At 66.8% G+C, this 18,655-nt stretch carries 17 protein-coding genes; 5 read left to right on the top strand and 12 right to left on the bottom strand.

Features of this window, described 5'->3' with window-relative positions; all coding sequences use genetic code 11:
• Nucleotides 1–24: 24 nt before the first annotated feature.
• A complete protein-coding gene (locus VQ065_RS13940) occupies nt 25–264 on the top strand; it encodes a hypothetical protein (protein ID WP_003087754.1) in 240 nt (79 codons plus the stop codon).
• 57 nt (nt 265–321) lie between these two features.
• Here the strand turns inward: VQ065_RS13940 and VQ065_RS13935 are convergent, their stop codons facing one another.
• Nucleotides 322–1,044 carry an amidotransferase gene (locus VQ065_RS13935; protein ID WP_003087753.1) on the bottom strand — a complete coding sequence of 241 codons (723 nt, stop codon included), beginning with the start codon at nt 1,042–1,044 and terminating at the stop codon, nt 322–324.
• Between the two features lie 244 nt (nt 1,045–1,288).
• Here VQ065_RS13935 and VQ065_RS13930 point away from each other — a divergent pair, with 244 nt between their 5' ends.
• Nucleotides 1,289–1,660: a glutaredoxin family protein gene (locus tag VQ065_RS13930; protein WP_003087752.1), complete on the top strand. Its 372-nt coding sequence runs from the start codon at nt 1,289–1,291 to the stop codon at nt 1,658–1,660.
• 8 nt (nt 1,661–1,668) lie between these two features.
• On the opposite strand, the gene VQ065_RS13925 is transcribed toward VQ065_RS13930, so the two are convergent.
• A complete protein-coding gene (locus VQ065_RS13925; protein WP_003087751.1) occupies nt 1,669–2,667 on the bottom strand; it encodes a Vgb family protein in 999 nt (332 codons plus the stop codon).
• Nucleotides 2,668–2,689: 22 nt separating this feature from the next.
• Entirely contained in the window at nt 2,690–3,661 is a 972-nt protein-coding gene (locus tag VQ065_RS13920) for an aldo/keto reductase (protein ID WP_014603717.1), read from the bottom strand.
• A 151-nt stretch (nt 3,662–3,812) separates the two neighbouring features.
• Between VQ065_RS13920 and VQ065_RS13915 the strand changes: the two genes are divergently transcribed.
• Nucleotides 3,813–4,727, top strand: coding sequence for a LysR family transcriptional regulator (locus VQ065_RS13915; RefSeq protein WP_003087749.1), 915 nt, complete (start codon nt 3,813–3,815; stop codon nt 4,725–4,727).
• A gap of 250 nt (nt 4,728–4,977) precedes the next feature.
• On the opposite strand, the gene VQ065_RS13910 is transcribed toward VQ065_RS13915, so the two are convergent.
• The 3 genes from VQ065_RS13910 to VQ065_RS13900 form a co-directional block, all read right to left on the bottom strand.
• The gene (locus VQ065_RS13910; protein ID WP_003087748.1) at nt 4,978–7,122 is read right to left on the bottom strand and encodes a 3-hydroxyacyl-CoA dehydrogenase NAD-binding domain-containing protein; all 2,145 of its coding nucleotides are present in this window, start codon (nt 7,120–7,122) and stop codon (nt 4,978–4,980) included.
• Between the two features lie 13 nt (nt 7,123–7,135).
• The gene (locus VQ065_RS13905; RefSeq protein ID WP_003087747.1) at nt 7,136–8,341 is read right to left on the bottom strand and encodes an acetyl-CoA C-acetyltransferase; all 1,206 of its coding nucleotides are present in this window, start codon (nt 8,339–8,341) and stop codon (nt 7,136–7,138) included.
• A gap of 571 nt (nt 8,342–8,912) precedes the next feature.
• A complete protein-coding gene (locus VQ065_RS13900) occupies nt 8,913–9,800 on the bottom strand; it encodes an AEC family transporter (RefSeq protein ID WP_003087746.1) in 888 nt (295 codons plus the stop codon).
• A gap of 112 nt (nt 9,801–9,912) precedes the next feature.
• On the opposite strand from VQ065_RS13900, the gene VQ065_RS13895 reads away from it, so the two are divergent.
• Nucleotides 9,913–10,734, top strand: coding sequence for a cytochrome c (locus tag VQ065_RS13895; protein ID WP_003087745.1), 822 nt, complete (start codon nt 9,913–9,915; stop codon nt 10,732–10,734).
• 7 nt (nt 10,735–10,741) lie between these two features.
• Here VQ065_RS13895 and VQ065_RS13890 read toward each other — a convergent pair whose 3' ends face one another.
• The 6 genes from VQ065_RS13890 to VQ065_RS13865 all read right to left on the bottom strand — a co-directional run bounded on the left by VQ065_RS13890 (nt 10,742) and on the right by VQ065_RS13865 (nt 16,207).
• Nucleotides 10,742–11,473 carry a proteasome-type protease gene (locus tag VQ065_RS13890; protein WP_003087744.1) on the bottom strand — a complete coding sequence of 244 codons (732 nt, stop codon included), beginning with the start codon at nt 11,471–11,473 and terminating at the stop codon, nt 10,742–10,744.
• An 81-nt stretch (nt 11,474–11,554) separates the two neighbouring features.
• Nucleotides 11,555–12,355 (bottom strand): transglutaminase family protein, encoded by an 801-nt coding sequence (locus VQ065_RS13885; protein WP_003087743.1) that lies wholly within the window; start codon nt 12,353–12,355, stop codon nt 11,555–11,557.
• Nucleotides 12,352–13,305: an alpha-E domain-containing protein gene (locus tag VQ065_RS13880; RefSeq protein ID WP_003087742.1), complete on the bottom strand. Its 954-nt coding sequence runs from the start codon at nt 13,303–13,305 to the stop codon at nt 12,352–12,354. Before VQ065_RS13880 ends, VQ065_RS13885 begins: the two co-directional genes overlap by 4 nt.
• Before the next feature lie 2 nt (nt 13,306–13,307).
• Nucleotides 13,308–14,720: a circularly permuted type 2 ATP-grasp protein gene (locus tag VQ065_RS13875; RefSeq protein ID WP_003087741.1), complete on the bottom strand. Its 1,413-nt coding sequence runs from the start codon at nt 14,718–14,720 to the stop codon at nt 13,308–13,310.
• 349 nt (nt 14,721–15,069) lie between these two features.
• The gene (locus VQ065_RS13870; protein WP_003087739.1) at nt 15,070–15,768 is read right to left on the bottom strand and encodes a type 1 glutamine amidotransferase; all 699 of its coding nucleotides are present in this window, start codon (nt 15,766–15,768) and stop codon (nt 15,070–15,072) included.
• A gap of 97 nt (nt 15,769–15,865) precedes the next feature.
• Nucleotides 15,866–16,207 (bottom strand): ribonuclease E inhibitor RraB, encoded by a 342-nt coding sequence (locus VQ065_RS13865; protein ID WP_003087738.1) that lies wholly within the window; start codon nt 16,205–16,207, stop codon nt 15,866–15,868.
• A gap of 352 nt (nt 16,208–16,559) precedes the next feature.
• On the opposite strand from VQ065_RS13865, the gene VQ065_RS13860 reads away from it, so the two are divergent.
• Complete coding sequence (locus tag VQ065_RS13860) at nt 16,560–18,617, top strand: putative bifunctional diguanylate cyclase/phosphodiesterase (protein WP_003087737.1); 2,058 nt, start codon at nt 16,560–16,562, stop codon at nt 18,615–18,617.
• Nucleotides 18,618–18,655: the final 38 nt, after the last annotated feature.

Genomic DNA, 18,655 nt, shown 5'->3' with positions numbered 1-18,655 from the left:
CCGGCTTCTTTCCCGGGAAACAGCATGAGAAGGCAAACACGGAAATTCTGGATCGTCGCCGCCCTGGCGATATTGACCAATGGCTACTCGCTACTCGGCCTCGCCCAAGGCTCGGCAGGCGCACTGGCGCGCACCATCGAATGCAACCAGGCGATGGTCCGCGCGCTGGCGGCCAACCTGGCGCTGAAGCTGCAGAGCGGCACCCCGCCGGCACGCCCGCAGCGCTGGATCCCGGAGCGCTTCATCCTCGACTGCCCGGCCTGAAACGAAAACGCCGCCAACCCCGGGAGGCTGGCGGCGCTCGCATGGCGCGGGGCCGGCTCAGGCGCCGGTCGGCTGGCGCGCGACGAAACGCATCATCCATTCGGCGACGACGGTGCCCTGGTGATCCCTCGCCAGGCTATCGACCCCCTTGCGATAGAGTTCCTCGCCCAGGTGCTGCTGGCGCAGTTCGAGCAGTTCGCGGGAATAGTCGTGGACGAACTCGGGATGCCCCTGGAAGCACAGCACCTGGTCGCCGATGGCGTAGGCGGCATAGGGACAGAAGTCGCTGGAAGCGATCACCCGCGCGTTTTCCGGCAGCCGGGTGACCTGGTCCTGGTGGCTGATCAACAGGGTCAGGTCCGGCAGCGCCGGGCTCATCCAGTCGGCCCGTTCGTTCAACTGGTACTGGTGGATGCCCATGCCCCAGCCCTGGCTGGCGCGCTCGGCCTTGCCACCGAGCAGCAGGGCCAGCAACTGGTGGCCGAAACACACGCCGAGGAGCTTGTCGCCGCGCTCGTAGCGGTCCAGGAGGAAGGTCTTCAGGGTCTGGATCCACGGGTCGGGACCGAAGGAGTCGGCCTTGCTGCCGGTCACCAGGTAGGCGTCGAAGCGCTCGTCGTCCGCCGGATAGCGCCCCTCCACCACGTTGTAGATGACGAATTCGGCGGCGATCGGTTGCTTGGCGAACAGTTGCTGGAACATCCGGCCGTAGCCTTCGTAGCGCTCGATCAGCTCGGGACGAAGGATATCGGTTTCCAGGATACAGATGCGGAGCGACATAAAGACTCTCTGAAGAAGTGGGGTTATTGTCGTTTTCGTTTGATTTAATTAACACAGGAGCGCGGGCAAGGGAACCGTCGCCCTGGCCTCGAAAGGAATATCCGGACGATTCGCCAAAAAACAAGCAGCCCGCAGAAAGATTCCCGAGACGCCCAGCCGTAAAGAAATCTGCACAGGAGACGGAAGGACTCCCCATGCCCGGAACCGCCACGTAAACTGGCGGTTTTCCCGCGAGGCACACGCCATGTTGCTCAAGGCAGTACGTAACGGACTGGGTCAGGCGATTATCCTCGCCGACTTCGTCAGCCGCCCCCGCAAGCTGCAGCGCAGCGCCGAGGCTCAGGCCGAGGTCGAGCGGGCGCTGCGGAACCTGTCGCTCTACCAGTTCCGCGCCTGTCCGTTCTGCGTGAAGACACGCCGCGCCATGCACCGGCTGAACCTGCCGATGCAACTCAAGGACGCCATGAACGATCCGCAGGCCCGCCAGGCTTTGCTGGAAGGCGGCGGCAAGGTCAAGGTGCCGTGTCTGCGCATCGAGGAAAACGGCCAGGTGCGCTGGATGTACGAATCCAGCGAGATCATCGCCTATCTGGAAGGTCGTTTCGCCAACGCCTGAGCGGCCGATCAACGGCCCCCGGCCGCGTCCAGGGGCAGCCGGTGGATCAGGAAACGCGCCGGCACCTCGCCCTCGCGCCCCGGCAACAGGCGGTGGCGAATGCGGGACTCACTGACATAGGCGCAACCCTGTCCGGTGACGGTCAGGTTGACCGGCGACTCCAGGCCCTCGCGTATCACTTCGATGCCGCGCCGCCCTGGAGCGAGCGGCTCGGCGATCCGCAGCACCTTGCCGGCGCCGCTGCGGATGGCGTTCTCCAGCACGATCAGCGAGCCGTCCGGAGCCAGCGCCATGCCATCCGGATTCTCCAGCGTTCGGGGCAGCTCCATCTCGCGCAGCCGCGGACGCGTGGCGACCCCTTCGACGACATGGATCGCCCCGCTACCGAAGTTGCCGACCAGCAGGGTGTCGTCGTCCACCCGGACGATGCCCGCCGCGCCCAGCCCGCCGGGGCCGGCCAGGCGGCTGTCGCGCAGCAACACCTGGAACGCCGGTTCCCCGGGCCGCAGCCGCATCAGGCTGCCATCCCGGGTTTCGCTCAGGTAGACCGTTCCGTCGGGCGCCACCGCGAGATCGTTACCCATCCCGTCGCCGGGCAGGGTCAGATATCGGCGCACGGCACCGCTCGCGAGATCCAGGGCGAACACCCCATGCGGCCGGCGCCGGCCAGCGGGTAGGAAGTCCGGCGAATTGCCCCAGAGCAGGCCACGCGGCTCGTCCAGCCGCAGCGCGGTGGCAGCGAAGATCGCCGGGCTGCCGGCGAAGAAGGTTTCCCACTCGCCCCCGGGAGGCTTGCGCAGGATGCGCCCGCTGGTGACCAGGCCGACGTACAGCGTTCCATCGGCGGCATGGGCGATGCCGTTGGGATACCGGGCCCCCGCTGGCAGGACGATGCTCGTCGCGGCGCAGGACGGCTCGCGCTCGCCCGGCGCACGGGCGAAAACCGGCAAGACGGTCGCCGATACCATGGATACCAGCAGCAACACGGAAGCCTGTCGTCTCATCATGCTTTCTCCGTCGATGTGCGCCCTACCAGCGCGGGGTCCGGGCGCGCACCGTGAGCGGCGCCTCCAGCGTGGCGCACTCCTCTTCGGCGAGGTCCAGCGTCAGCGCCGCGAGGGCATCCTCGAGGTGATGCGGCCTGGACAGGCCGACGATCGGCGCGGCGACACCGTTCCGGCCAAGCAGCCAGGCCAGGGCGAGTTGCGCCGGTGGAAGCCCGCGGGCTGCGGCGATTTTCTCCAACGCGCCGAGGGTCGACTCGACTTCCTCCCTGCCGCCGTACCAGCGCGGGGCCTGTTCGTCCGTCCGGGTCCGCAGCGTGCCGGCGCTTCGCGCTCCTGCCAGCAGCCCACGCGCCAGCGGCGACCAGGGCGTCAACGCGATCCCCTCTTCCCGGCACAGCGGCACGAGGTCCTCCTCGTCCTCGCGAACGATCAGGTTGTACTGGCTCTGCATCGAGATGAATTGCGCCAGGCCGTGGTGGCGCTGGAAGGCGAGCATCTTCATGAAGCGCCAGGCCGGCATCGACGAGGCGCCGAGGTAACGGACCTTGCCGACGCGCACCAGGCTGTCGAGGGTTTCGCAGGTTTCCTCGATCGGGGTGTCCGGATCGAAGCGATGGATCACGAAGAGATCCAGGTAGTCCGTACCCAACCGCCGCAGCGAGGCATCCACGCTGGCAAGCAGGTGCTTGCGCGACAAGCCGCAGGCGTTGGGCCTGTCGCTCATGGGAAAGAACGCCTTGGTGGCGATTACCAGGTCCTCGCGCTGCGCGAAGTCCCTGAGCGCGCGCCCGAGGATCCGCTCGCTCTCGCCGGTGGAATAGATATCGGCACTGTCGAAGAAGTCGATCCCGGCTTCCAGCGCCTCGCGAATGAACGGACGCGCCCGTTCCTCGTCCAGCACCCACGGACGCCACGCCGGATCGCCATAGGTCATGCACCCCAGGCAGAGTCGGGAGACTTTCAGGCCGCTGTTGCCAAGACGGACATGCTGCATCGTACGACCTCGTCGGAAGGCTCTGAAAAGAGCGGTTTCCCCGGCCCCACCCTGTTCATGAGCCAGGTTTCCCGACGATGCTATATTGCTGCCGAATAGCTAACTATCCTGGAAAAATCTCTTTCATTGATCGAGTTATTTTAATAATCCAATGAAGAAGCCCGATCTCGCCGGTCTCGCCGCCTTCGTCGCCATCGCTCGCGAACGCAGTTTCCGCCGCGCCGCCGCCACCCTCGGCGTAACCCCGCCGACGCTCAGCCACACCCTGCGCGAACTGGAAACCCAGCTCGGCATCCGCCTGCTCAACCGCACCACTCGCAACGTCTCGCCGACCGAGGCCGGCGAGCACCTGCTGGCACACCTGGACCCGGCGTTCGAAGACATCGCCGCCGCGCTGGACAGCCTTAACCGCTTTCGCGAAACGCCTCACGGCCTGGTACGAATCAACGCACCGCGAAACGCCATCGGTCTCGTCCTCGCACCACGTTTCGGCGAACTGGCCCGCGACTATCCCGGCATCACCCTGGAAGTGGTGGCGGACGAGGGTTTCGCCAATATCGTCGAAGCCGGTTTCGACGCCGGCATCCGCCTCGGCGAAGACCTCCAGCACGGCATGCGCGCCGTGCGGGTCGGCCCGGACCTGCGCTTGGCCATCGTCGCGACCCCGGCCTACTTCCGACGGCAAGGCAGGCCGGGTAGCCCGGAGGAATTGCTCGGCCACCGTTGCATCGGCTGGCGCAAGGTGTCTTCCGGAGAGCTGTACAAATGGCAATTCAGCAAGGGCACGAAAGCGCTTTCGGTGGCCGTGAGCGGACCGCTGGTCCTCGACGACCCGCGCCTGATGCTACAGGCGGCGCTGGCCGATGTCGGGATTGCCTTCGCCATCGAGGAGGAAGTCGCCGAGCACCTCGCCGCCGGCCGCCTGGAACGGGTCCTGGCGGATTGGTGCGCCCCCTTTCCCGGTTTCCATCTCTATTATCCGAACCGCCGCAACCACCCGGCGGCGTTGAGCGCCGTGATCGACCTGCTGCGCTACCCCGGCGAGGAACACCCAGGTCCCGCGTAGGCACATCGGCGGAAGCGCCCGTGGCAGCCTGGAGGCTGGCCCGTACCGACGCACGGCGTAGGGCGGATAACCGCATCGCGGTTATCCGCCAAACTCGGCATATCGGCGGATAGCGCCCATGGCGCTATTCGCCCTACCCGTGGCGGCCTGGCTGGCAAGAACCAGGGGATACCGGGGTGGCGTCATCCGCCGCGGTACGCGACCACGAGAAAGCCGGCCCGAAGGCCGGCTCTCCATGCGACGTCAGGACTCAGAACAGCTCGCCCTTCGCCGCCTTCTCCAGCAACAGCGCCGGCGGCTCGAAGCGCTCGCCGTACTGTTCGACCAGGTATTGGGCGCGGGCGATGAAGTCCTTCAGGCCGTACTGGTTGATGAACTGCAAGGCGCCCCCGCTCCAGGCGGCGAAACCGATACCGAAGATCGAGCCGATGTTCGCGTCGGCGGTGGAGTGCAATACCCCCTCCTCCACGCAACGCACGGTCTCGATGGCCTGGATGAACAGCAGGCGGTCGCGTACGTCCTCGGCGGATATTTGCGCATCGGGCTTCTCGAAGCGGCTCTTGAGTTCCGCCCAGAGATGTTTCCTGCCGTTCGCCGGGTAGTCGTAGAAGCCGGCGCCGGCCGCCTTGCCCGGGCGCTTGTACTCATTGACCATCAGGTCGATCACGGCGAACGCGGGGTGCGTCGGCAGAGCCTTGCCCTCGGCCTCGAGGTCACGGGCGGTCTGGTTGCGGATGTGGGTCATCAGGCTCAGCGAGACTTCGTCGGAAATCGCCAGCGGCCCCACCGGCATACCGGCCTGGCGCGCCTGGTTGTCGATCATCGCGGCGCTCACGCCTTCGCCGAGCATGGCGATGCCTTCGTTGGTGAAGGTGCCGAATACCCGCGAGGTGAAGAAGCCGCGGCTGTCGTTGACCACGATCGGCGTTTTCTTGATCTGCAGCACGTAGTCGAAACCGCGTGCCAGGGTTTCGTCGCTGGTCTTTTCGCCGCGGATGATCTCCACCAGCGGCATCTTGTCCACCGGGCTGAAGAAGTGCAGGCCGATGAACTTCTCCGGCCGCGCCACCGCCTGGGCCAGCCCGGTGATCGGCAGGGTCGATGTATTGGACGCCACCACCGCATCGGCCAGGGCATGCTTCTCGGCCTCGGCGGTGACCTTGCCTTTCAGCGCGCGGTCCTCGAAGACCGCCTCGATGATCAGGTCGCAGCCTTCGAAGTCGGCTTCGCTGACGCTCGGCACGATCCGCGCGAGGAAGGCGTCGCGCTTCTCGGCGGACAGGTGCCCGCGCGCAACCTTCTTGTCCAGCAGCCTGGCCGAATAAGCCTTGCCCTTCTCCGCCGCTTCCAGCGAGACGTCCTTGAGCACCACCTCGATGCCGGCCGCCGCCGATACGTAGGCGATGCCCGCGCCCATCATCCCGGCGCCGAGCACGCCGACCTTTTTCGTCTCCCGCACCGGATACCCCTGCGGCCGCGACTTGCCGGCGTTGATCTCGTTGAGCTGGAACCAGAAGGTGCCGATCATGTTCTTCGCCACCTGGCCGGTGGTCAGCTCGGTGAAATAGCGCGCCTCGATCAGTTGCGCGGTGTCGAAATCGACCTGGGCGCCCTCCACCGCCGCGCACATGATCTTCTCGGGCGCCGGGAAGCAACCCTTGGTCTTGTCGCGCAGCACCGACGGTGCGATGGCCAGCATCTGCGCCACGTTGGGACTGGCAGGCGTACCGCCGGGAATCTTGTAGCCGGCGCTGTCCCAGGGCTGCTTCGCCGCCGGGTTGGCGAGGATCCAGGCGCGGGCCTTCTCCAGCATTTCCTCGGGGCTGTCGGCCAGTTCGTGGATCAGCCCGGCCTTGAGCGCTTCCGCCGGACGCACCTTCTTGCCTTCGGCGAGGTACGGCAGGGCTTTCTCCAGGCCAAGCAGGCGCACCATACGTACCACCCCGCCGCCGCCCGGCAACAGGCCGAGAGTCACCTCCGGCAGGCCGAGCTGCACGCCGGGATTGTCCAGGGCGATGCGGTGGTGGCAGGCCAGGCAGATCTCCCAGCCGCCGCCCAGCGCAGCGCCGTTGATCGCGGCGACCACCGGCTTGCCGAGGGTCTCCAGGCGCCGCAGTTGGCCCTTGAGTTCGAGGATGCCCTGGTAGAAGGCCGGGGCGTCGGCCTTGGTGACCTTGATCAGCTCGTTGAGATCGCCGCCGGCGAAGAAGGTCTTCTTCGCCGAGGTCAGCACCACGCCGGCGATCCCCTCTTTCTCCGCCTCCAGCCGCGCGATGGTCTTCGCCATCGCCTCGCGGTAGACACCGTTCATGGTGTTGGCGCTCTGCCCGGGCATGTCCATGGTCAGGACGACGACGTTGTCCTGGCCTTTTTCGTAACGGATAGCGTCAGTCATTCCGGTTCTCCCTTCACACGCGCTCGATGATGGTGGCGATGCCCATGCCGCCACCTACGCAGAGGGTGGCCAGGCCGTAGCGCAGGTTGCGCCGCTCCAGTTCGTCGAGCAGCGTGCCGAGGATGATGCAGCCGGTGGCGCCGAGCGGGTGGCCCATGGCGATGGCGCCGCCGTTGACGTTGACCTTGCTTTCCGCCACGCCCATGTCCTTCATGAATTTCATCACCACCGAAGCGAACGCCTCGTTGACTTCGAACAGGTCGATGTCTTCCACCTTCAGGCCGGCCTTGGCCAGGGCCTTGCGGGTCGCCGGCGCGGGGCCGGTAAGCATGATGGTGGGGTCGGTGGAGGTCACCGCGGTAGCGACGATCCGCGCCCGCGCCTTCAGGCCCAGTTCGCGGCCCTTGGCCTCGGAGCCGATGAGCATGGCGCTGGCGCCGTCGACGATCCCCGAGCTGTTGCCCGGCGTATGCACGTGCTCGATGCGCTCGACCTGGCTGTACTTGCGCAGCGCGGTGGCGTCGAAGCCCATCTGCCCCATCATCTCGAAACTCGGCTTGAGCGCGGCGAGCCCTTCCAGGGTGGAGTCGGCGCGAATGAACTCATCGTGGTCGAGCAGGACGATGCCGTTCTGGTCGGCGACCGGCACCAGCGACTTGCCGAACAGCCCTTCGGCGCGGGCCTTGGCGGCCTTCTGCTGGGAGCGCAGGGCGAAGGCATCGACATCGGCGCGACTGAAGCCTTCCAGGGTGGCGATCAGGTCGGCGCCGATCCCTTGCGGGACGAAGCTGGTGTGCAGGTTGGTTTCCGGATCCAGTGCCCAGGCGCCGCCGTCGGAGCCCATCGGCACGCGTGACATGGACTCGACGCCGCCGACCAGGACCAGGTCCTCGAAGCCGGAGCGTACCTTCATCGCCCCCAGGTTCACCGCCTCCAGGCCGGAGGCGCAGAAACGGTTGATCTGCACGCCGGCAACCTGTTCGTCCCAGTCGGCCACCAGCGCCGCGGTCTTGGCGATATCGGCACCCTGGTCGCCCACCGGCGTCACGCAGCCGAGCACGATATCGTCGACCTGGGCGGTATCCAGGTCGTTGCGCCGCTGGACCGCGCGCAACAGCCCGGCCATCAGGTTCACCGGCTTGACGCTGTGCAGCGCGCCATCCTTCTTGCCCTTGCCGCGGGGAGTACGCACGGCGTCGTAAATGAATGCGTCGGTCATGGCGGTCTCTCTTATCCTGTTCTCGTCCGGCCGAGCGGGCCTCCGCCTACCTTAAACAGGCTCGCCGGCGGGACAATGACCGAACCGCTCAGGCTGATTGACCGCCCAGCTCAGCCTGCAACGCCGGGAAGATAGCACCATGCCATCTTTCGACCGGAAACCCGGACACCGGACGAACGGTCGAGACGCACGCCAGAGCCGTCACCACGCTGTCATATAGAGGGAATATGTCTAGACCGGAGCAGCTTGTATCCAAGTGGTCTAAGCCCGCGCAGGCCGGGGCTTAGACTGATTCATGCAAGCGTTCGAAAGGGAGGTCGACGCCGGGGATGCCGGGCCGACCGAAGAGTACGCCACTGCGTGGCAAGCCGTTCCGCCGGGCCGTAGCGCGGAGCAGGCAGCCACCCGACAACAAGAAAGGCAGACAGGCCATGTTGAACGAGCAGCCAAAAAGATGGCGGCAAGCGAGCCTCATCGTCTTCGCCACCACAGTCATCCTGATCCTTCCCAACCTTAACAGTCTGATCCGCTAGGGCACCCTGCTGCCTGCACGCTGCGCACCGCCTCGCGGTCAGCGCAGCGCAGGCAGCCACCAGGTCAGCAGCAGCGGAATGAAGGCGAACGACAGCAAGGTCGAACACAGCACCAGGCTGGCGACCTGATCCGGCGAACGATTGCCGCGCAAGGCGTAGAGATAGTTGAACACCGCCACCGGCATCGACGATTGCACCACCAGCACCCCCTGCGCCAGCGGCGGCAATTGCAACGCCAGCGCCACCGACCAGCCCACCAGCGCCCCCAGCAGAAGACGCAGGCCGCCATAGAAGAAGCCATTGCCCAGTTGCCGCGGACGGATGCTGGCCAGGGACACGCCGAGGGTGATCAGCATCAGCGGAATGGTCAGCCCGGCCATCAGGTCGACGGTATTCGCCATCCAGCGCGGCAGTTGCAGGTCGAGCCCCATCAACAACAAGGCCAGCAGCACGCTGAGCAGAATCGGATTGCCCAGCAGCGAGCGCCAGGAGCGCTCGCCGCTCATCCAGAACACGCCGAGGCTGAAGTTGCCGATCGACATGATCAGGTAGAACGCCACCGCTAGGGTCATCCCCGCCTCGCCGAACGCATACAGGCACACCGGCAGGCCCATGTTGCCGACATTCGGGAAGCTGTAGGCCGGCACCAGCACCTGCCACTCCTGGCGCCCGAGGCGCGCCGCCGCCCAGCCCAGCGCAGCCATGCAGACGCAGATCAGCGCGCTGGCCAGGGCCATCCGGCCGAAGCTATGCAGGTCCACCCGGGTATGCGCCAGGGTGGCGAGGATCAGGCATGGCGAACCGATGTTGAACACGATGCGCGAAACGAACTCGGTCGGATAGGCGTGTCCGAGACGGACCCAGACATAACCGACACCGGCGCCGAACAGCACGGGCGCCATCACGGCGAACAACTCGGCGAGCACGGGAACCCCTTGGTTAGCCAGCTATGCAATGGCCCGCATGCTACCGCGAGGCCCCCGTTCCGTGCCAATCTCTCGCTCCATGTCATAACCGGCGGATGCACGAGGAACCCGCATGCCTGTCACTCTCCCGCGCCTGGCGTTGCTAGGTGCCCTGCTCTTCCCTGTGGCTGCCGCCTGGGCCGCCGAGCTCCGCCTGGAACTGCCGGGGGGCACGCAGACCTGGAGCAGCGAAGAACTGCTCAGGCATCCGCAGGCCCGCGACCTGGACATCCCGGCCGACGTCGCCTACCGCCGGAACATGCGCTACCGCGCCGTGCCACTGGCGGCCTTGTTGAAAGGCGTGCATCCCGAAGACCATTTGCAGGCCGTGGCCAGCGATGGCTTCGCCGCCGAGTTGCCGGCCGCCCCGCTGCTCGCCGAACAGGGCTCGCAAGCCTGGCTGGCGATAGAGGATCCGCAGCGCCCCTGGCCGCCGTTGGGCGCCGGCAAGCCGTCCGCCGGGCCGTTCTATCTGGTCTGGAGCAAACCCGAGGAAAAACGCATCGGTCCGGAGCAATGGCCCTTCCAGGTCGTCCGCATCCGCTATCAGCCCCCTCTGGCCGAACGCTTCCCGGCCCTGCTGCCGGCCGCCGACGCCAGCGCGGAAGTGCGCGCCGGCTTCGCCGTGTTCCAGAAGAACTGCCTGGCCTGCCACCGTCTCAACGGTGCCGGCGACGCCCAGTTCGGCCCGGACCTGAACCTGCCGTACAACCCCACCGAGTACTTCCAGCCGCAATTCCTCGCCCGCTACATCCGCGACCCGCAGGCGCTGCGGCAATGGCCACAGGCGAAAATGCCGGCGTTCCCGGAACGGGTGATCGACGACCAGGAGTTGCGCCAGCTGATCGGCTACCTGCGCCACATGGCCGGCCGCAAAGCGGGCGCGGCCGGCTGAAGCGGCGTCAGATGTTGTACGCCGAGGGCGGCGACGGCAGGCGCTCCAGCAAGTCGTGCAGGCCGGCGCTCCACTGGCGGCGGATGGCGCTGAAATAGGCGTCGTCCTCGGTGACCCGGTAGCCCTCCGGCAGGATCAGGCTGTCGCGGTGGTAGACCAGCAGGTCCAGCGGCATGCCCACCGAGAGGTTGCTGCGGATCGTCGAGTCGAACGACACCAGCGCGCAGCGCAGGGCCTGCTCCAGCGGCGTGTCGAAAGTCAGGTTGCGGTCGAGGATCGGCTTGCCGTACTTGCTTTCGCCCAGTTGCAGGAAAGGCGTGTCCGGCGTGGCCTGGATGAAGTTGCCCTGGGGGTAGATGCTGTACAGCGCCGGCGGTCCGCCGGCGATCTGCCCGCCGACCAGGAAGGAGCAGCTCAGGTCGGTATTGCCGGCCAGATTGCCGCCGTCGCGGGTCATCACCTCGCGGGTGGTCTCGGCGATCAGCGCCGTGGCGTCGTAGACCGAGGGCACGTTGAGCAGGCTGGCGCCGTCCCGGCGGATGCGCTGCTGCAGCAGGTTGATCACCGATTGCGAGGTCGCCAGGTTGCCGGCCGTCTGCACCACCAGCAGGCGCTCGCCGGGCGTGCCGAAGGTGAACAGCTTGCGGAAGGTGGCGATATGGTCGATCCCGGCGTTGGTCCGCGAATCGGAGGCGAACACCAAGCCGTCGGCCAGGTGCATCGCGACACAGTAGGTCATCTCGAATCTTCCTTATTCCGTCCGTCCCCGCCCCTCAAGCGTAAAGGCAATCGCCGATAACGCCAGGCGCGCAATGGATCGTCACTGTTGCTGCACCTGCAGCAGCGGCGCGCTGACCAGCACCCGCGCATGCATCTGCTCGCAACCGCCGCCACGGCGCAAGCCGCGCACCGGGCAGGCATCCAGGTAGTCGAGGCCGACGGCCAGCTTGAGATGGCGCTCCGGACGGCCGAGCCGGTTGGTCACGTCGAAGCTGTACCAGCCGTCGCCGAGCCAGGCCTCGGCCCAGGCATGGCTGGCCAGGTGCGTGTCGTCCTCGGTGTAGAGGTAGCCGGAGACATAGCGCCCCGGCACACCCTGGCTGCGGATGCAGGCGAGGAAGGCATGGGCATGGTCCTGGCAGACCCCGGCCCGTGCGCCGAAGGCCTCGATGGCGGTGCTGTCGACGCGGGTCGCCCCCGGCTGGTAGAGGATATGCTCGTGCAGCGCATGCATCAGGTCGAGCAGGCCGCCGCGGTCCTTGCGGCCGCCCATGGCGCGTTCGGCGAAGGCGCGCATCTCGGCATCGGCGCCGGTCAGGCGGGTGCTGCGCAGGAACGGCAACGGCGACTGGCGATCGTGCTCGACCTCGCGCTCCTCATCGATCTCGACCAGGCCGTGGGCGGCGATCAGGACCGACTCATGCGGTTCGTCCAGGGTCAGGACGTGCAGGATGTTGCCGTACGGATCGCGCAGCGGCCGCGCCGGGCGCGGCAGGTCCAGGCGCCAATCGACCACGTGCTGGCGCTCGCTGTCCTGCGGGGTCAGGCGCAGGTACTGGATGCTGGCGCGCACCCGGTCTTCGTAGCGATAGGTGGTGTCGTGGGTGATCGAGAGTCTCATGCGGCCTCCAGGTAGGAGCTGTGAATGGCGTTGGCCAACTGGCGAACCAGCAGGATGTAGTCGGTGATCCAGGTATGCAGGCCCTGCTCCAGCACCTCGTCGATGCCGGTGTAGCGCACCCGCGCCTCCAGCTCGGCGGCCAGGCGCTGCGCCGGCCGGCCGTTGACGCCGGGCAGGCCGGAAAGGATCTCGCTCAGTTCCTCGATGCAGGACAGCAGCGAACGCGGCACGTCCTCGCGCAACAGCAGCAATTCGGCGATGTTGCGCGCGTTGGGCGAGGCGCGGTACAGCTCGGTGTAGCCCTCGAAGGCGGATAGCGCCCGCAGCAGCGCGCTCCACTGGTAGTAGCCGCGCGCGGTGCCCTCGTCCGCCCCGGCGAGCGCCGCTTCGCCCTGGGTCTGGTAGCGCGCATCGAGCAGGCGCAAGGTATTGTCGGCGCGTTCGATGAAGGTTCCGAGACGGATGAAGCGGAACGCATCGTTGCGCATGCTGGTGGCGAAGGTCGCGCCGCGGAACAGGTGCGAGCGGTCCTTCACCCATTCGCAGAAACGACTGATGCCATAGCGCAGGATGCCCTCGGCGGCGATGCCGCGCATTTCCAGCCAGGTGGCGTTGATGTTCTCCCACATGTCCAGGGTGATCCGCCCGCGTACCGCATGGGCACTGGCGCGCGCTGCAGCCAGGCAGCTGTAGATGCTCGCCGGGTTGTCCGGGTCGAGGGCGAAGAAACTCAGCAGGCGCTCGGCGGCCAGTTCGCCGTGGCGCTCCAGGTAGGCGTCGAGGGTGCCGGTGATCAGCAGCGGCATGGCCAGTTCGTCCAGGCCGCCGCCGTTGCGGTCCTGCGGCAACAGCGACAGCGAGTAGCTGACGTCGAGCATGCGGGCGAGGTTCTCCGCGCGTTCCAGGTAGCGCGACATCCAGTACAGGTCGGAAGCGGTCCGGCTGAGCATGCTTATTCCTCCACCACCCAGGTGTCCTTGGTGCCGCCGCCCTGGGACGAATTGACCACCAGCGAGCCTTCGCGCAACGCCACCCGGGTCAGCCCGCCAGGCACCAGGCGAACCCGATCCGGCGCCGACAGGACGAACGGCCGCAGGTCGATATGGCGCGGCGCGACGCCGCTCTCGACGAAGGTCGGACAGGTCGACAGGGACAGCGTCGGTTGCGCGATATAGGCCTCCGGGCGAGCCTTCAGGCGCTCGCGGAACAGCTCGATTTCCTCCCGGCTGGCCGCCGGTCCGACCAGCATGCCGTAGCCGCCGGAACCCTGGGTCTCCTTCACCACCAGCTCCGGCAGGTGCGCCAGGACGTGCGCCAGTTCCTTCGGCTTGCGACATTGCCAGGTCGGCACGTTGTGCAGCAGCGGGTCTTCGCCGAGGTAGAAGCGGATCATGTCCGGCACGTAGGGGTAGATCGACTTGTCGTCGGCCACCCCGGTACCGATCGCGTTGGCCAGCACCAGGTTGCCTGCCCGGTAGGCGGCCAGCAGGCCGGGCACGCCGAGCAGCGAATCCGGGTTGAACGCCAGCGGGTCGAGGAAGGCGTCGTCGATCCTTCGGTAGATCACGTCCACCGGTTGCGGTCCGGCCGTCGTGCGCATGTAGACCCGCTCGTCGCGGACGAACAGATCGGCGCCTTCGACCAGTTCCACGCCCATCTCGCGGGCGAGGAAGGCGTGTTCGAAGTAGGCGCTGTTGAAACGTCCCGGCGTCAATACCACCACGCTCGGCGATTCGACGTCACTGGCCCGCTTGAGGGTGTCGAGCAGCAGGTCCGGGTAGTGGTCGATCGGCGCCACGCGCTGGCGGACGAACAGCTCGGGGAACAGGCGCATCATCATCTTGCGGTTTTCCAGCATGTAGGAAACACCGCTGGGCGTGCGCAGGTTGTCCTCCAGCACGTAGTAGTTGCCGCTGCCGTCGCGGACCAGGTCGACCCCGGCAATGTGCGCGTAGACGTTGCCCGGCAGGTCCAGTCCCTGCATCGCCAGTTGGTACTGGTCGTTGGCCAGGACCTGCTCGGCAGGAATCACGCCGGCCTTGAGGATGCGCTGTTCGTGGTAGAGATCGGCGAGGAACAGGTTCAGCGCCTGGACGCGCTGGATGCAGCCGGCCTCGATGTGCGCCCACTCCGCCGCGGGAATGCTGCGCGGGATGGTGTCGAAGGGGATCAGGCGCTCGGTGCCCTGCTCGTCGCCGTACAGGGTGAAGGTGATGCCGGCGCGGTGGAACAGCAGGTCGGCTTCGCGCCGGCGTTGCAGCAATTGCTCTTCAGGGGTGTCGGCCAGCCAGCGAGCGAATTCCCGATAATGCGAGCGGCATTCGCCGCCAGCATCGTGCATCTCGTCGTAAAACATGCGTGCCATGCCGGACTCCTTGTCGTCACGAACGATGGGGAACTCGCAAAGCCCGTGCCAGCGCGCGGATCACGGCTCGTCGGCGATTCGCAGGGTCGGCGCGGCGGGTTCGCCCCAGTCTGGTGCATCCTGCCCACAGGGAGAGGAAGGGCGCCCCGTTCGACGGCATGCGCGCCCCGCGGCCACGGACCGGCATCGACCTGCCGATCGCGAAGCGACCTGTGGGACCGATAAGTCTAGAACAGACCCGGAAGGGAGACGGCTTCTCCCCTCCCTTCCATGCAGACAGCCGTCTCGCTCGAACGAGCGATAAAGCGGACCGGCGGTAGTGCCAGGGAGGCGCCCGCGGCCGGGAAGGTCAATCGATCAGCGACAGCCAATGACGGTAGAAACCCTCGGCCACCCGATTCAGCCCGGCAACCTTGGCAGGCAACCCGGCCAGCATGTCCTCGGCGGATTGCTGGCTGGGCTGGGAGGGATCGAGCAGGTGCGGCCAGCCGGCGATCCAGCGCCGCACCAGTTCCTCGGTCATTTCCGGATGGCCTTGCAGGCCGAGTACGTGATCGCCCCAGGAAAACCCCTGGTTCTCGCACCACGGGCTGGACAGCAGGCGCTCGGCGCCCTGCGGCAGGTCGAAGGCATCGCCGTGCCACTGGAAGATCGAGAAGCGCTCCGGCAGCCCGGCCAGCCATGGACTGTCGCGGCTTTCCCGCTGCATGGGCTGCCAGCCCATTTCGGTGTAGGGCTGGTGCCGCACCGTCGCGCCCAGGGCGCGGGCCAGCAACTGGCCGCCGAGGCAATGGCCGATCAGCGGGATGCGCCGCTCGATGAAGCGACGCAGCAGCGCCAGTTCGTCGCGCAACCAGGGCAGGTCGTCGTTGACGCTCATCGGCCCACCCATGATCGCCACCGCTCGCGGGCGTTCGGCGTCGAGACCGGCGAGTTCGCCGAGGTCGGCGCGGATCACGCGGAAGTCCAGGCCGCGCGCCGCCAGCACGGCACCCAGATGGCCTGGCGGACAGAACTCGGCATGGGTCAGGATCAGAATATCGCTCATGGCTTACCTCCTTCCCCAGTCTGAAGGAAAGCCTTCGAGGAAGGAAAGCCCGACGCAGGAGCCCCGGCCCAGGATCGCGGCCGGGGTCCCGCCGCCGTCACGGACGCAGCGAAGTGACCTCCTGGGTCACGCCCCACCCGTCCAGCACGCCGCCCAGCGGCACCACGACTTCCTCCAGGTCGTGTTCGAAGGCACCGATGGCGGCATGGGTGGCGTACATCACCTTGCTGACCTGCAGGTTCCAGGAGCCATCGTCGCGAGCGACGACCTGGGCCCTGAGCGACTCGCCGCGAAACTGGCCCGCTGCCTGGCGGGCCTCCCGCTCACTGGGAAAGATGGCGAAGAAGTCGATGGGATGGATGCGCGCGAAGTCGAAGCCGCCTTCTTTCATGCGACGCAGGACATTCACGCTGACATCATCCGAGAAGGGCTTTTCCATGAGACGCACCTCCTGTCGAGACATTCAGAAAATTCACCGATTCCCCATTCAGCTGAAGCCATCGTCGGCGATCATGAGAGTTTTGTGATCAGGCCAGAGGAGGATCGGACGACCATGGCTTCTTTCAGGGTAGCGTCAACCTGCCAGCGCTGCCGAGCTTTCCGCCGCCTGCCCCGGCGGGCGGCGACCGGCGGCAGACAAAGCGCTGTACAAAAGGCCCGGCCGTTGAGCAAGATTCCGCCTGCGCCGGCGACCGTTGGTCCTGCCCGATGGCATTGGCGAAAGCGACTCGTGCAATAATGTCAGGTTGATATCAACCACTTCTCTCCCGCTATCCCGTTCGGACGCTTTCATGCTTATCAGCAGCTACAACCAGGTTCTTGTCGCCTTTTCCCTGATTGTGGCCATCCTGGCGTCCTACACCGCTCTCGACATGGCCGGCCGGGTGACCCTGGCGAAAGGCCGCGAGGCGCTCTCCTGGCTGATCGGCGGCGCTTTCGCCATGGGCTTCGGCATCTGGTCGATGCATTTCGTCGGCATGCTCGCCTTCAGCCTGCCGATCCCGCTCGGCTACGACCTGGGCCTGACCCTGCTGTCGCTGCTACTGGCCGTCGGCAGTTCGGCCTTCGCCCTCTGGCTGGTGTGCCAGGCGGAACTCCCCTGGCAACGCCTGGCGCTGGGCGCCCTGCTGATGGGCAGCGGCATCGCCGCCATGCACTACACCGGGATGGCCGCCCTGCTGATGATGCCGGGGATCGTCTACGACCCGCTGTGGCTCGGCCTCTCCATCCTGATCGCGGTGATCGCCTCCGGCGCCGCGCTGTGGATCGCCTTCCGCCTGCGCCATGGCAGCCGGCGCATCGTCCTGGTCCGGGCCGGCGCCGCCCTGGTGATGGGCTGCGCCATCGTCGGCATGCACTACACCGGGATGGCCGCCGCGCAGTTCCCCCTGGGCAGCTTCTGCGGCGCCGCCGGCCGAGGCATCGACAACGGCTGGCTGGCGGTGCTGGTCATCGTGATCACCCTGGCGGTGATCGCCATCGCCCTGATCGTCTCGGTGCTGGACTCGCGCCTGGAGGCACGTACCTCGGTGCTCGCCACCTCCCTCGCACGAGCCAACCGCGAGCTGATCCAGTTGGCCCTGCACGACAACCTGACCAAGCTGCCCAACCGCATGCTCCTCGACGACCGCCTGGAGCAGGCGATCCAGCAGGCGATCCGCGACGATCGCCGGTTCGCCGTGCTGTTCATGGACCTGGACGGCTTCAAGGCGGTCAACGATGCCTACGGCCATCACCTCGGCGACCTGTTGCTGATCGAAGTCGCCGAGCGTATCCGCGCCAACGTCCGCGCCCAGGACACCATCGCCCGCCTCGGCGGCGACGAGTTCGTCCTGCTGATCGAGGCCCGCGAGCCCGCCGACGCCGCGACCCTGGCCGAGAAACTGGTGAAGCGGATCAGCCAGCCGTACCAGATATCCCGCCACGAGGTGCGGATCTCGGCGAGCATCGGCATCGCGCTCTACCCCGGCGACGGGCAGACCCGCCACGAACTGATGATCAATGCCGACGCGGCGATGTATCACGCCAAGGACCAGGGACGGAACGGCTACTGCTTCTTCGAGAGTTCGATGAACGCCAACGCCCAGGAACAGTTGCAACTGCTCCATGACCTGCGCCAGGCCCTGGAGCGCCGGCAGTTGGTCTTGCACTACCAACCCAAGGTACTGGCGCCGAACGGACCGATGGTCGGCGTGGAAGCGCTGCTGCGCTGGGAGCATCCGCAACACGGACTGATCCCCCCCGACCAGTTCCTGCCGCTGGCGGAAAAAACCGGCCTGATCGTGCAGATCGGCGAGTGGGTGCTCGACGAAGCCTGCCGGCAGATGCGCCTCTGGCTGGACGGCGGGCATGCGGAGTGGAACATCGCGGTGAACCTTTCGGCCCTGCAGTTCGCCCATGCCGGCCTGGTCGACTCGGTGCGCAACGCACTCCTGCGCCACAGCCTGGAGCCCAGCCACCTGATCCTCGAGGTGACCGAATCGACCGCCATGCGCGATGCCGATGCCAGCCTGGTGATCCTCGAGCAGTTGTCGGCGATGGGCGTCGGCATCTCCATCGACGACTTCGGCACCGGCTACTCCAGCCTGCTCTATCTCAAGCGCCTGCCGGCGAGCGAACTGAAGATCGACCGTGGCTTCATCAACGAGCTGGCCCACGACAGCGACGACGCCGCGATCGTCTCGGCGATCGTCGCCCTCGGCCGCACGCTGAACCTGAAGATCGTCGCCGAGGGCGTGGAAACCGAGGCCCAGCAGGAGTTCCTGACCCGCCTCGGCTGCAATTCGCTGCAAGGCTTCCTGCTCGGCAGGCCGATGCCGGCCGAGCAGTTGCTCGCCAGCGTCGCCTGAGCGCCGCCAGCGGCGCGCCACGTGACCTGTCAGAACCG

This window comes from Pseudomonas sp. KBN10P06128 (genome assembly GCF_037574945.1).
Lineage (GTDB): Bacteria > Pseudomonadota > Gammaproteobacteria > Pseudomonadales > Pseudomonadaceae > Pseudomonas > Pseudomonas aeruginosa.
This window is presented reverse-complemented; position numbering and strand designations above follow the sequence as displayed.